The 12,064-nt window shown below is 65.9% G+C and carries 14 protein-coding genes; 11 read left to right on the top strand and 3 right to left on the bottom strand.

Annotated elements, in window-relative coordinates; all coding sequences use genetic code 11:
• The first annotated feature begins 389 nt into the window (after positions 1 to 389).
• Both P0R31_RS02785 and P0R31_RS02780 read left to right on the top strand, forming a co-directional pair.
• Complete coding sequence (locus P0R31_RS02785; RefSeq protein WP_275512748.1) at positions 390 to 1,319, top strand: glycine/sarcosine/betaine reductase selenoprotein B family protein; 930 nt, start codon at positions 390 to 392, stop codon at positions 1,317 to 1,319.
• Between the two features lie 134 nt (positions 1,320 to 1,453).
• Complete coding sequence (locus P0R31_RS02780) at positions 1,454 to 2,647, top strand: CaiB/BaiF CoA transferase family protein (RefSeq protein ID WP_275512747.1); 1,194 nt, start codon at positions 1,454 to 1,456, stop codon at positions 2,645 to 2,647.
• A 119-nt stretch (positions 2,648 to 2,766) separates the two neighbouring features.
• On the opposite strand, the gene P0R31_RS02775 is transcribed toward P0R31_RS02780, so the two are convergent.
• Entirely contained in the window at positions 2,767 to 3,531 is a 765-nt protein-coding gene (locus P0R31_RS02775; RefSeq protein ID WP_275512746.1) for an SOS response-associated peptidase, read from the bottom strand.
• A 63-nt stretch (positions 3,532 to 3,594) separates the two neighbouring features.
• Between P0R31_RS02775 and P0R31_RS02770 the strand changes: the two genes are divergently transcribed.
• The 4 genes from P0R31_RS02770 (at position 3,595) to P0R31_RS02755 (ending at position 5,488) form a co-directional block, all read left to right on the top strand.
• On the top strand, positions 3,595 to 4,104 hold the full coding sequence (locus P0R31_RS02770) for a hypothetical protein (protein ID WP_275512745.1): 510 nt from the start codon (positions 3,595 to 3,597) through the stop codon (positions 4,102 to 4,104).
• A 9-nt stretch (positions 4,105 to 4,113) separates the two neighbouring features.
• Complete coding sequence (locus P0R31_RS02765; RefSeq protein WP_275512744.1) at positions 4,114 to 4,548, top strand: NUDIX hydrolase; 435 nt, start codon at positions 4,114 to 4,116, stop codon at positions 4,546 to 4,548.
• Between the two features lie 45 nt (positions 4,549 to 4,593).
• On the top strand, positions 4,594 to 4,971 hold the full coding sequence (locus P0R31_RS02760) for a TIGR02301 family protein (RefSeq protein ID WP_275512743.1): 378 nt from the start codon (positions 4,594 to 4,596) through the stop codon (positions 4,969 to 4,971).
• 250 nt (positions 4,972 to 5,221) lie between these two features.
• On the top strand, positions 5,222 to 5,488 hold the full coding sequence (locus tag P0R31_RS02755; protein ID WP_025034564.1) for a hypothetical protein: 267 nt from the start codon (positions 5,222 to 5,224) through the stop codon (positions 5,486 to 5,488).
• 172 nt (positions 5,489 to 5,660) lie between these two features.
• Here the strand turns inward: P0R31_RS02755 and P0R31_RS02750 are convergent, their stop codons facing one another.
• Both P0R31_RS02750 and P0R31_RS02745 read right to left on the bottom strand, forming a co-directional pair.
• A complete protein-coding gene (locus tag P0R31_RS02750) occupies positions 5,661 to 6,530 on the bottom strand; it encodes a sulfurtransferase (RefSeq protein ID WP_275512742.1) in 870 nt (289 codons plus the stop codon).
• 152 nt (positions 6,531 to 6,682) lie between these two features.
• Positions 6,683 to 8,017, bottom strand: coding sequence for a dihydroorotase (locus P0R31_RS02745; protein WP_275512741.1), 1,335 nt, complete (start codon positions 8,015 to 8,017; stop codon positions 6,683 to 6,685).
• 97 nt (positions 8,018 to 8,114) lie between these two features.
• Here P0R31_RS02745 and P0R31_RS02740 point away from each other — a divergent pair, with 97 nt between their 5' ends.
• The 5 genes from P0R31_RS02740 to P0R31_RS02720 all read left to right on the top strand — a co-directional run bounded on the left by P0R31_RS02740 (position 8,115) and on the right by P0R31_RS02720 (position 12,055).
• Positions 8,115 to 8,990, top strand: a complete 876-nt coding sequence (locus P0R31_RS02740; RefSeq protein WP_275512740.1) for a YgfZ/GcvT domain-containing protein — start codon at positions 8,115 to 8,117, stop codon at positions 8,988 to 8,990.
• Complete coding sequence (locus tag P0R31_RS02735) at positions 8,987 to 9,613, top strand: DNA-3-methyladenine glycosylase I (RefSeq protein WP_275512739.1); 627 nt, start codon at positions 8,987 to 8,989, stop codon at positions 9,611 to 9,613. Before P0R31_RS02740 ends, P0R31_RS02735 begins: the two co-directional genes overlap by 4 nt.
• Positions 9,610 to 10,224: an HD family hydrolase gene (locus tag P0R31_RS02730; RefSeq protein ID WP_275512738.1), complete on the top strand. Its 615-nt coding sequence runs from the start codon at positions 9,610 to 9,612 to the stop codon at positions 10,222 to 10,224. Before P0R31_RS02735 ends, P0R31_RS02730 begins: the two co-directional genes overlap by 4 nt.
• Positions 10,225 to 10,353: 129 nt before the next feature.
• Positions 10,354 to 10,860: a tyrosine phosphatase family protein gene (locus P0R31_RS02725; RefSeq protein ID WP_036038271.1), complete on the top strand. Its 507-nt coding sequence runs from the start codon at positions 10,354 to 10,356 to the stop codon at positions 10,858 to 10,860.
• A gap of 226 nt (positions 10,861 to 11,086) precedes the next feature.
• Entirely contained in the window at positions 11,087 to 12,055 is a 969-nt protein-coding gene (locus P0R31_RS02720; protein ID WP_275512737.1) for an NUDIX hydrolase, read from the top strand.
• The last annotated feature ends 9 nt before the right edge of the window (positions 12,056 to 12,064 follow it).

The following is a 12,064-nucleotide window of genomic DNA, read 5'->3' as shown; positions in this document are numbered from 1 at the left end:
GCCTCCATCGCGTTCAATATGAGGCGGTGGGCCACGATCACCGCCTGAACTGCCCGCCGAGGGTGGCAATTACAAACTCGGACCGCAATCCACGCGACTGCGGCCCTCTATCCTGACGTCTTCGGCCCTCAAAAAGCAGTAGCGCAACAGGCCCCTTGTGGGAGAAGGTGGCGCGAAGCGCCGGATGAGGGGTTCTCTCCACTTGCAAGAGCGCTCGTGAGGACAGAGACCCCTCGCCCGTCTCGCCGCTTCGCGGCGAGCCACCCAGGGGAGAGGGGAAGACAGCCTACCCACACGATTGCAATTCTGTCCTGCGTGTCCCCTGCCCCCGTTGAGCAACGCCAAAACTATCTCTAGTCTGGCCCCAACCAAGAACCAGGAGACGCGCCATGTCCGCTCCGCGCGACGACGAATTCGGCTTTGCGCCCGACTACGACTCCCCCGTCCCCTACATGCAGCGCACCCGCGATTATTACGCGGCGATCGGCTACACCACGCCGTACCGCTGGGCGCATCACACCGAGGCGCCGTTCCAGCCGCTGAAGAAACCGTTGTCGCAATCGCGCGTCACCATCATCACCACCGCTGCGCCCTACGATCCGGCCAAGGGCGACCAGGGGCCGGGCGCGGCGTATAATGGCAGCGCGAAGTTTTATCAGGTCTATGACGGCGACACGTCAAAAGAGCACGATCTGCGCATCTCGCACATCGGCTACGACCGCAAGCACACCTCGGCCACCGACAGCGGCACTTGGTTTCCGCTGCCGCAGCTATTGAAGGCATCCGCCGCCGGCCGGATCGGCGAAGTCGCGCCGCGCTTCTTCGGCGCGCCGACCAATCGCAGCCATCGCGTCACGCTCGACACCGACGCGCCGGAGATTCTGGCGCGCTGCCTCGCCGACAAGGTCGACGTCGCGGTGCTGGTGCCGAACTGCCCGGTCTGCCACCAGACCACGGCGCTGGTGGCGCGGCATCTGGAGCGCAACGGCATTGCCACCGTCATCATGGGCTGCGCCAAGGACATCGTCGAGCACGCGGCCGTGTCCCGCTTCCTGTTCTCTGACTTCCCGCTCGGCAATTCCGCCGGCAAGCCGCACGACATCGCCTCGCAGGCGCAGACGCTCGAGCTCGCGCTCCGGCTGCTGGAGACCGCGAGCGGTCCGCAGACCACGATGCAGTCGCCGCTGCGCTGGAGCGAGGACGCCTCCTGGAAGCTCGACTACAACAATGTCGCGCAGCTCTCGCCCGAAGAGCTGGCGCGGCGCCGCGCCGATTTCGACAAGCAGAAGGAGATCGCGCGCGGCAACCGCGCCGCCTGAAGCGCGATGAGATCGGAAGAATCATCATCGCGCTTCAGATTGTTGTTTGCGCATGATCTTTCCGGAAAACCGCTTCGCACTTTTCCGGATCATGCTTGACGTCCTCCAACAACAATTAGCCGAGGGAGAGCGAGGTGACGCGACCGTTCGAGGGCGTGAAGATCCTGGATTTCACGCAAGTGCTGGCCGGCCCCTATGCGAGCTACCAGCTCGCACTGCTGGGCGCGGACGTCATCAAGGTCGAGCGGCGCGAGGGCGAGGACATGCGCCGCACGCCGCTGAGCCGCGAATGGGCCGAGCGCGGTCTGGCGCCGGCATTCCAGGCGGTCAACGGCAACAAGCGCAGCCTCACGCTCGATCTGCAGAAGCCGGAGGCGATCGCGATCGTGAGGAAGCTCGCAGGCCGCGTCGACGTGGTCATGGAGAATTTCCGCCCCGGCGTGATGGACAAGCTCGGCATCGGCTATGAGGCGCTGTCCGCCATTAACCCGAAGCTGATCTATTGCGCGGTGTCGGGATTCGGCCAGACCGGCCCGGACCGCCTGCGGCCCGGCTACGACGGCAAGATGCAGGCGCTGTCGGGCATCATGGCGATCACCGGCCACCCCGAGACGGGGCCGACGCGCGCGGGTTTTGCCGTGTGCGACGTGCTCTCGGGCGCCACCGCTGCTTTTGGTGTCTCGAGCGCGCTGTATCAACGCGACCGCACCGGCAAGGGACAGCTGATCGACGTCTCCATGCTGGAGGCGACGCTGGCATTTCTGTCGGGCCAGATCGCAGATTGGTCGGTCGCCGGACATCGGCAGCAGCTATCGGGCAATCAGGCGGTGAGCCGCCGGACCACGGCGAATTTGTTCAAGTGCGGCGACGGTCATATCCTGCTCGCCGTCAACAACGAGAAGCAGTACCGCGCGCTGATGGCGGCGCTCGGCCGCGAGGATACGCTGTCAGATCCACGCTTTGCCGACTGGTTCTCGCGCAACGAGAACGAGGGCGCGCTCCGCGCCATCATCGAGGAAGCACTGGCGAAACGGCCGGCACGCGAATGGGAGACGATCTTGGAGGACGCCGGCGCGCCCTGCGCCAGCATCTGGAAGGTCGAGGAGGTCATCGACCATCCGCAAATCAAGGCGCGCGGCGCGATCCAGGACCTGGACACGCAATACGGCCGCCTGCGCTTTGCCGGCAGCGGCTTCAAGCTCGCTCATGGCGGCGGCCGGCTCGATCGCATGGCGCCGGAGCTGAGTGCGGATACGGACGCGGTGCTGGGCGAGCTGGGATTCGATACGGCAGAGATCGCGGGGCTGCGGGCGAGAGAGGTTGTGTAGAGCGCCAAGCACTCCGCTGCGGTAGGGTGGGCAAAGCGAAGCGTGCCCACCACCGCGTGTTGAAGATAGATATCGTGGGCACGGCGCGTTGCGCCTTTGCCCACCCTCCGGCACCGCACCTAGAACAACGACCCCTGCCCGTCATCTGATGACGCTGCCGCAGTCTTCCGCACCGCCTTCTTCGGCTTCGCCGCCTCGGCCTCCGCCTCGATCTCATCCGTGCTGATCGGCAGCACGAGTTGCTCGTCGTCATTGGCGACGCGGTTGACGCGGGTGGAGACCGGGTGCCAGGCGAATTCGCCGACGCGCGGGGGCCTCATCAAGGGCAGGATCGCGTCGACCTCGTCGCCCTTGCTGTCGAGCCAGCGCTCGAAGTCGCGCGGGCTGATGGTGACGGGCACGCGGTCATGCAGCGCGGCGAGATCCTCGCCCGCCGCGGCGGTGACGATCGCGACCGTGTCGAGTTCCTCGCCGTTCGGACCGACCCAGGTCTCGAACACAGCGGCAAAGCCGAGCGGCTCACCGTCGGCACGGTGGATGAAAAAGGGCTGCTTGCGGCCGGGTTCCGTCTTCCACTCGTAATAACCATCGGCCGGGATCAGGCCGCGCCGGCGGCGAATCGCGTTCTTGAACGCAGGCTTCTCCAGCACCGTCTCGGAACGGGCGTTGATCAGGAGCGTGAACCCGCGGGGGTCCTTGACCCAGCCGGGCAGAAGACCCCAGCGCATCAGGCGGAAATGGCGCGCGCCGTTTTCGAGCAGCACCACCGGAATCGGTTGCGTCGGGGCGACATTGTATCGGGGCGGGAAATTCGGCTGCGCGACATAGCCGAACAGTTGCCGCAAAGCCGCGGGGGCCGAAGTTATGACGAAGCGTCCACACATCCTTGGAGGCCTATATAGGGTCCGTTCAGGTCCTTTTAACCCCGAACGTTAACACTGCGGCAGATGAGCTCAACGGCCTCCCACCCCGCGCGGACGCATGTACAGACGGGCCCTGAGGCGACCGCCTGGGCCGAACGGCTGCGCGTGGCCAACATCAATCCGCGGACCGGGCTTGCCACCGACTATCTCAACCATTTCAATGAAGCCGTGATGCTGCTCGAAATGGTGCCGGATATGCCGGAATGCGCCGAAGACTTCCTGACCTGGACGCCGCTGTCCTATGCCGAGCATTTCACGGCGTCGAATTTCAAGGCGCGGGATTTGGCGATCGAAGCCTATGAGAAAGCCGATCCCAACGTGCGTGCCCAGTTCGACCACTTGACGGATACCATGACCTCGATCCTGACCGCGGTCGGCTCGGCCATGCGTGAGGTCGAGAAGGACTCGACCCGCGTCCGCCTCGCCGAGCAGGCCACGCTCTGGGTCAAGCCGCTGATCGCAGCCTGCGGCGGCATCATCAATGGCGGGGTGGAAGCCGACGTCGACACCATCATGGCGAACTCGTCCGGATAGGTGACGCGATTGGCCGCAATCGTCCACCCTGCCCACCCCCAGCTTGCGGTCAGCGCGGCGATCTTTCGCGACGGCAAGGTGCTGCTGGTCCGCCGCGCCCGCTCGCCGGCCAAGGGCTTCTATTCGCTGCCGGGGGGACGGGTCGAGTTCGGCGAATCGCTGCATCAGGCGCTGAGCCGCGAGGTCGACGAGGAAACCGGCCTTCGGATCGAGATCATTGGCCTCGCCGGCTGGCGCGAGGTGCTGCCAGCCGCGGCCGGCGCCGGCCATTACCTGATCATGTCCTTTGCCGCGCGCTGGAAGGCCCGGGAGCCGGCGCTGAACGACGAGCTCGACGATTACCGCTGGATCGCCCCTGGCGCCCTGGCAAGCCTCGGCGACCTCAAGCTGACCGGGGGGCTGGAGGAGGTCATCCAGTCCGCTCACCGGCTGCTTGGGGCCTGACGGCCCGCCTTGCGCCGGCCGTCCCGAGGGGGCATACAGCCGCCGATGTCGACGCGATTTCTGGCCATTTTCGCCCTGATTCTCGCCTGCGCCTCCGTGCCTGCTAAGGCCCAGGACGTGGCGGCGCCGTTTGACGGCGAACTGCAGCGGCTGGCCGAGGTCCTCGGCGGGCTGCACTATCTGCGCGGCATCTGCGGGGCCAACGAGGGCAACAAATGGCGCAACGAGATGCAGGCGCTGATCGATGCCGAGACGCCCTCCGGCGAGCGCCGCACCCGCATGATCGCCGGCTTCAACCGCGGCTATAATGGATTTCAGCAGACCTATCGCAGCTGCACGCCGGCCGCGATGGTGGCGATCCGCCGCTACATCGAGGAAGGCTCGAAGATCTCGCGCGATCTCACGGCGCGCTACGCGAACTGATTCTCGTCATTCCGGAGCGCGCATAGCGCGAGCCCGGAATCCATCGAGCGTCGGAGTTGGTGGCCCAATGGATTCCGGGCTCGCGACTTCGTCGCGCCCCGGAATGACAAGGGCCTGGAACCCTGTCATCGACTTTGTTCACAGCCGTTAACCGTTCTTAAAGATGTAGCCTAGCGGTCGTTAACGCCCGTGCTACACCTTCTCGCACAGCGCATCGCCGTGGATCGCGCCCCAGCCCTGACCGAGTTTCATGAGCCAGCCGATTTCCTACGCCCCCGCCCGCGCGCCGCTGCCCGACCACGAGCAGAAACAGGCTGCGCTGAGCTATCTCAACGAGGCCTGGGCCGAGGCGCGTCATGACGGCGTCGACGGCGACTGCCTGGCGCAGGCCAGCCTGTTCGCGGCCCTCGCCGAGCTCGTCGGCACCTATGGCGAGGACGCAGTGGCGAAGTTCGTCGAGGGCTTTCCCGGCCGCATTCGCAACGGCGAATTCTCGGTCGGCATCTCCAGGCAGTAGGCCGTCACGAAAATGACCCCGCCACGCGGGCGGGGCCAGTTGACGGATGAATGACTTGGCGAAAGGCGTCGCGAAGTCTGCCGCTCTTATCGCACGGAAGCCGTTGCCGGCGGACAAGCATTAGTCTCGCAATGACCGGGACATGTTCCCGACAGAGCCGGGAACGCGCGCCTCAGTCCGTCTCGATCGGCAGCGCCGGATCCCTCGCCCATTCGCCCATCGAAGCGTCGTAGAGCGTCAGCTTGTCGTAGCCGAGCTGCGTCAGCAGCAGGAGGTCGATCGTCGCCGAGATGCCGCCGCCGCAATAAAGAATCACGTTCTTTTCGCGCGTGACGCCCTGGGCGGCGAACTTCGCTTGCGCATCCGCAAGATTCGTCACCGTCTTGTCGGCATTCACGAGTGTGGCTGCGGGAACGTTGACGCTGCCGGGAACGCGGCCCGGCCGGCCATAGCGGCTCGGCTCGAGGCCGCGGTGAAACTGCGGTCCGAGCGCGTTGACGATGACGGTTGCGGGATCGCCGATCCTCGCCAGCACGGCTTCCTTGTCGACGAAGCAGCCTGGGCGCGGTGCCGCCTTGAAGGTCGTCGCCGGATAGCCCTTGGCTGCGCCCGTCTCGATCGGCCGCCCCTCCTGCTGCCATTTGTCGAAGCCGCCGTCGAGCACGTGGGCTTCGACGCCGAGCGCGCGCAGCATCCACCAGAACCGTGTTGCCCACATCATCGTCCCGATGCTGTAGAGCACGATCGTTTTGCCCGCATCGAGGCCGTGGCGGCCGAAGGCGGCCTCCAGCTGGGCGACATCGGGCATCATGAAGAAGTGCTGCGACGAGGCGTCGGAGAACTCGCCTTGCAGGTCGAGGAAATCGGCGCCGGGGATATGGCCGGCGGCGAACGTCGTGTCACCCGAGACCGCGCGATAAGGCACATCGCTGCCTTCCGGCGCGGGCTCAAGAGAGGTCGTGCAGTCGTAGAGGCGGAGATTGGGATCGCCGAGGATGGCAGCGAGTTGCTCGGTGGTGATGAGGGCGGTTGGCCGTGACATCCGACGACACTCCCGTTCGAGAGGAAACGTAGACCTCTCCCCCGTCATTGCGAGCGCAGCGAAGCAATCCAGACTGCCGGCGCGGAAGGATCCTGGATTGCTTCGCTGCGCTCGCAATGACGGTGGAAGCCCCGTGCGTCCCCCACATCACCCTACGCCTTCAGCGTCTCCAGGAACCGCACCGGCTCGCCCTGCGCGGCCGTCACCAGCTCGCCCTGCCACATCACGCGACGGCCGCGGATAAAGGTGCCGACCGGCCAGCCGGTGACGCGAACGCCGTCATAGGGCGTCCAGCCGGCCTTGGACGCCACCCATTTGTTGGTGATGGTCTCGCTGCGCTTGAGATCGACGATGGTGAAGTCGGCATCGTAGCCGGCGGCGATGCGGCCCTTGCAGGCCATGTTGTAGAGGCGCGCAGGGCCGGCGCTGGTGAGGTCGACGAAGCGCGCCAGCGAGAGCCGACCCGCATTGACGTGATCGAGCATAACAGGCACCAGCGTCTGCACGCCGGTCATGCCGGAAGGCGAAGCGGGATAGGTCTTCTGCTTCTCCTCCAGCGTATGCGGAGCGTGATCGGAGCCGAGCACGTCGATGATGCCCTGCTCGATGCCGCGCCAGATGCCGGCGCGATGATCGGCGCCGCGCACCGGCGGGTTCATCTGCGCCAGCGTACCGAGCCGCTCGTAGCATTCCGGCGCGACCAGGGTGAGATGGTGCGGCGTCGCCTCGCAGGAGGCGACATCCTTGTGGTCGCGCAGGAACTCGATCTCCTCCTTGGTCGAGATGTGCAGCACGTGGATGCGCTTGCCGGTCTCGTGCGCGAGCTTGACCAGCCGCTGCGTCGCCATCAGCGCCGCGGTCTCGTCGCGCCAGACCGGATGCGAGCGCGCATCGCCCTCGATGCGCAGCGATTTGCGCTCGTTGAGGCGATACTCGTCCTCGGCGTGGAAGGCGGCCCGGCGGCGGATCACCTGGAAGATGCGGCGCAGGCTCTCGTCGTCCTCGACCAAGAGCGCACCGGTGGACGAGCCGATGAACACCTTGACGCCGGCGCAGCCGGGTGCGCGCTCCAGCACAGGCAGGTCCTGGACGTTCTCGCGGGTGCCGCCGATGAAGAAGGCGAAATCACAATGCATGCGGTGATGGGCGCGCTTCACCTTGTCGGTGAATTCGGCCTCCGTCACGGTCAGCGGCGAGGTGTTGGGCATCTCGAACACGGCGGTGACGCCGCCCATCACGGCGCTGCGCGAGCCGGTCTCGAGGTCTTCCTTGTGCGTCAGCCCGGGCTCGCGGAAATGCACCTGCGTGTCCATCACGCCGGGCAGGATGTGCAGGCCCTTGCAGTCGATCACCTCGGCGGCCGAGCCTTGCGACAGCGGCCCGAGCTCGGCGATGCGACCGCCCGTGATGCCGATATCGCGCACGCCCTCGCCGTCCTGGTTGACCACGGTGCCACCCTTCAGGATCACATCGAAATGCTGGGTCATGGGGCCTCTCTCATCCTCAAGGCGCAGGGCTCGAGGTCTTGTCGTTTATGCGTTGCGGGCTTACGTTCCGGAGCAACATGTCGCAAGAGATTTTCGCATGAAATCGGCGTTTCTTCCGGACCGGGGCGTCATCAAGGTCGCGGGTGAGGATGCGCGCAACTTCCTCAATGGCCTCATCACCACCGACCTGGACAGGCTGAAACCTGGTCTGGGGCGATTCGGCGCATTGCTGACGCCGCAGGGCAAGATCATCGTGGATTTCCTGATCACGGAAGCGTCCGCCGGCCACGGCGGCGGGTTCCTGATCGACTGCCCGAAAGCGCTGGCGGACACGCTCGCCACCAAGCTGAAATTCTACAAGCTGCGCGCCAAGGTCACCGTGGACAAGCTCGACCTCGGCGTGCTCGCGGCCTGGGACGGCGTGCCGGCGGCGCAGCCCGACCTTGCCTTTGCCGATCCGCGGGCTGAAGGGCTCGGCACCCGCATCCTGATCCCGGAAGATCTCGCGCAGAAATTGTCCGATCTCATCGGCGCCGAGCTGGTCGATGCGGCGGCCTACGAGGCGCACCGCATCGTGCTCGGCGTGCCCCGCGGCGGGCTCGATTTCATGTACAGCGACGCGTTCCCGCATGAGACCAACATGGATCGCCTCGCCGGCGTCGATTTCGACAAGGGCTGCTATGTCGGCCAGGAGGTCGTGTCGCGCATGCAGCATCGCGGCACCGCGCGCACGCGCAGCGTGAAGGTGCTGCTCGAGGACGCCTCGCCCGAGCCGGGCACGACCATCCTCGCCGGCGACAAGCCGGTCGGCACCATCGGCTCGACGGCCGGCGGCAGGGGCATCGCGCTGGTGCGCATCGACCGCGTCGCCGATGCGCTCGATGCGGGCCAGCCGCTCACCGCTGGGGGGCTGGCTTTGACGCTGGCTGAACCAGACGTCGTTCGAATTCCAGCCAAGCAGCCCATTGCATGAGCCGCGCGGCCCGCTTGCATCCCGATGGTCTGACCCGCTGCCCCTGGCCGGGCGAAGATCCGCTTTATGTCGCCTATCACGACACCGAATGGGGCGTGCCGGAATACGATGACCGCGCGCTGTACGAGAAGCTGATCCTCGACGGCTTCCAGGCCGGCCTGTCCTGGATCACGATCCTGCGCAAGCGCGATAATTTCCGCAAAGCATTCGACGATTTCCAGCCGGAGAAGATCGCGCGCTACAATGCCAGGAAGGTTCACGCGCTGATGAGCGATGCCGGCATCGTGCGCAACAAGGCCAAGATCGAAGGCACGATCCTGAGCGCGAAGTCGTATCTCGATATCATGGAGAAGGGCCCGGGCTTCTCGAAGCTGCTGTGGGACTTCATGGACGGACGGCCAAAGGTCAACCAGTTCAAGACCACGGGAAGCGTGCCGGCCTCGACGCCGCTCTCGGTGCAGATCTCCAAGGAGCTGTCCTCGCGCGGCTTCAAATTCGTCGGCCCGACGATCGTCTACGCCTTCATGCAGGCGACCGGCATGGTCAACGACCACTTGGTCGACTGCCACTGTCATGCGACCTGCAGTAAGACCCAGCGCAAGCTGCGCCTCAAGGCCAAATGACGGCGAAGAAGGCAGCGCGCAACGAAGAGATCCGCGCCTGGCAGCGCATGCTGTCGGGCCGGCGGCTCGACCTGCTCGATCCTTCCCCGCTCGACATCGAAATCGGCGACATCGCGCACGGGCTGGCGCGGGTGGCGCGCTGGAACGGGCAGACCCTCGGCGCGCACATCTTTTCGGTCGCACAGCATACGCTGCTGGTAGAGACCGTGCTGCGCCATGAGATACCCCGCGTCGACCAGCGCGTCCGGCTCGCGGCCCTGCTGCATGACGCGCCGGAATATGTGATCGGCGACATGATCTCGCCGTTCAAGGCCGTGCTCGACGGTCACTACAAGGCCGTCGAGAAGCGGCTGCTCGGCGCCATCCATATCCGCTTCGGTTTGCCGCCGGTATTGCCAGATGACATCACGCAGGCCATCAAGGCCGCCGATCGCGGTGCGGCCTATCTCGAGGCAACCGAGCTCGCCGGCTTCAGCGCGAGCGAAGCGCGGCGCCTGTTCGGCAAGGATCCGGGTCTCTCCGACAGCGTCCGACGCGACTATCTGACGCCCTGGACGGCGGCGCGGGCCGAGAAGCAGTTTCTGGAGCGGTTTGGCGCCGTGTTTGCGTGAGTCTTGTAAGGTGGGCAAAGGCGCTCTTGCGCCGTGCCCACCATCACTTCGCGTTTACGACAAAAGTGGTGGGCACGCCTCGCTTTGCCCACCCAACGGCCGCGGCTATAATCAAGAAAAAGGTTCGCCATGATCCACGTCTGTTCCCTCGCCGCGCTTCCCGAGACCGTCCGCCTCACCAAGGCCAGTCACGTGCTGACCGTGATGGCCAATGTCGAGCAGGTGGCGCGTCCGGTGTCGGTGCTCCCGGCCAACCATCTCAAGGTGTCGATGGACGACATCACCGAGGAAATGGACGGCTTCGTCGCGCCGTCGGAGACGCATATCGAGCAGGTGCTCAACTTCGTGCGCGGCTGGGACCGCAGCGCCCCGCTGGTGGTGCATTGCTATGCCGGGATCAGCCGCTCCACCGCCAGCGCGTTCGCGGCCGTTTGCGCGCTTAATCCAAACCGCGACGAGATCGAGATCGCCAGGAAGATTCGCGCGGCCTCGCCGATCGCCTCGCCGAACCGGCGCATCGTCAGCCTCGCCGATCATGCGCTCGGACGCAACGGCCGCATGCTGCGCGCGCTCGACGAGATGGGCCCTGGCGCGATGATGGTGGAAGGCCGCCCCTTCGCGATCGAGCTCGAATGACAGCTGGTCGCCACAATGGAGGTGCGCCCCCTCTCTTGCCTGCGGGAGAGGGTTGGGGAGAGGGTATCTCCGCGACGAAGACTCCCCCAGAGGAAACAGCCCTCTGCCGCCTCGCATCTGTCGATGCGACGCGACCCCTCCCGCAAGCGGGAGAGGTGCAGCGAGTCCGCGGATGGGTCGTCTCAACCAAGCGGCATTCTGTTCAATTGAACGACACGGCAGCCGCATGAGCGAGACGCCGCTGACGCCGATCGAAATCGGCCTCACCGCCGCTATCGTCGCGATCGAGAACCACGAGCCGCTGATCCTGACCGCACACGGTGCCGACGGGCTTGCCGGCCTGCCGTTCGGTCCGTTCGACGCGGTGAGCCACCGCACGTTCGAGATCGGCCTGCGCGCCTGGGTCGAGCAACAGGCAGGGCTGCGGCTCGGCTATGTCGAGCAGCTCTACACGTTCGGCGACCGCGGCCGTCATGCCGAGGCCGGCGACACCGGCGCCCACATCGTTTCGATCGGCTATCTCGCGCTGACGCGCCCGGCGGGCGGCGAACTCGCGACAAACGCGGCGAGCTTCGCGCCCTGGTATCGCTTCTTCCCCTGGGAAGACTGGCGCGAGCAGCCGCCGGCGATCATCGCCCGCGACATCATCCCTGCGCTGACCGAATGGGCCGAGGAGGAGACGCCGGAGACGATTCGCGCGCTGCCGCGCAAGGATCGCGTGCGGTTCTATTTCGGTCTCGACGGCGCACCTTGGGACGAGGAGCGCGTGCTCGACCGCTATGAGCTGCTCTACGAGGCCGGGCTGATCGAGGAGGCCCGCCGCGATGGCCGTCCTGCGGCATTGGCACGCAAGACGCTTCCCCCGCTCGGGACCTCGATGCGGTTCGACCACCGCCGGATTCTCGCCACGGCAATTGCGCGGCTGCGCGCAAAGCTGAAGTATCGTCCTGTGGTCTTTGAACTTTTGCCAACCGAATTCACACTCACTGAACTGCAGCACACGGTGGAGGCGATCTCCGGCCGGCACCTGCACAAGCAGAATTTCCGCCGCCTGGTCGAGATGGAAGCCCTGGTCGAACCGACCGGGGTGATGTCGACACAGACGGGCGGACGGCCGGCAGCGCTCTACCGCTTCCGCCGCGAGGTGCTCCAGGAGCGGCCCGCGCCGGGCTTGCGCGTACGCTCCCGGCGCTAGATCCTGATA

The sequence above is a fragment of the Bradyrhizobium yuanmingense genome (genome assembly GCF_029167105.1).
Classification (GTDB): Bacteria; Pseudomonadota; Alphaproteobacteria; order Rhizobiales; family Xanthobacteraceae; genus Bradyrhizobium; species Bradyrhizobium yuanmingense_A.
Note: the sequence above shows the minus strand (reverse complement) of the source record. Positions and strands in the feature narration are given on the sequence as shown.

Excerpts from the sequence above, each read along its gene's own strand:
- P0R31_RS02720 (WP_275512737.1), top strand. The coding sequence starts at position 11,087 with ATGAGCGAGACGCCGCTGACGCCGATCGAAATCGGCCTCACCGCCGCT.
- P0R31_RS02760 (WP_275512743.1), top strand. The coding sequence starts at position 4,594 with ATGTCGACGCGATTTCTGGCCATTTTCGCCCTGATTCTCGCCTGCGCC.
- P0R31_RS02750 (WP_275512742.1), bottom strand. The coding sequence starts at position 6,530 with ATGTCACGGCCAACCGCCCTCATCACCACCGAGCAACTCGCTGCCATC.
- P0R31_RS02755 (WP_025034564.1), top strand. The coding sequence starts at position 5,222 with ATGAGCCAGCCGATTTCCTACGCCCCCGCCCGCGCGCCGCTGCCCGAC.
- P0R31_RS02745 (WP_275512741.1), bottom strand. The coding sequence starts at position 8,017 with ATGACCCAGCATTTCGATGTGATCCTGAAGGGTGGCACCGTGGTCAAC.
- P0R31_RS02785 (WP_275512748.1), top strand. The coding sequence starts at position 390 with ATGTCCGCTCCGCGCGACGACGAATTCGGCTTTGCGCCCGACTACGAC.
- P0R31_RS02740 (WP_275512740.1), top strand. The coding sequence starts at position 8,115 with ATGAAATCGGCGTTTCTTCCGGACCGGGGCGTCATCAAGGTCGCGGGT.
- P0R31_RS02725 (WP_036038271.1), top strand. The coding sequence starts at position 10,354 with ATGATCCACGTCTGTTCCCTCGCCGCGCTTCCCGAGACCGTCCGCCTC.
- P0R31_RS02730 (WP_275512738.1), top strand. The coding sequence starts at position 9,610 with ATGACGGCGAAGAAGGCAGCGCGCAACGAAGAGATCCGCGCCTGGCAG.
- P0R31_RS02770 (WP_275512745.1), top strand. The coding sequence starts at position 3,595 with ATGAGCTCAACGGCCTCCCACCCCGCGCGGACGCATGTACAGACGGGC.
- P0R31_RS02735 (WP_275512739.1), top strand. The coding sequence starts at position 8,987 with ATGAGCCGCGCGGCCCGCTTGCATCCCGATGGTCTGACCCGCTGCCCC.
- P0R31_RS02775 (WP_275512746.1), bottom strand. The coding sequence starts at position 3,531 with ATGTGTGGACGCTTCGTCATAACTTCGGCCCCCGCGGCTTTGCGGCAA.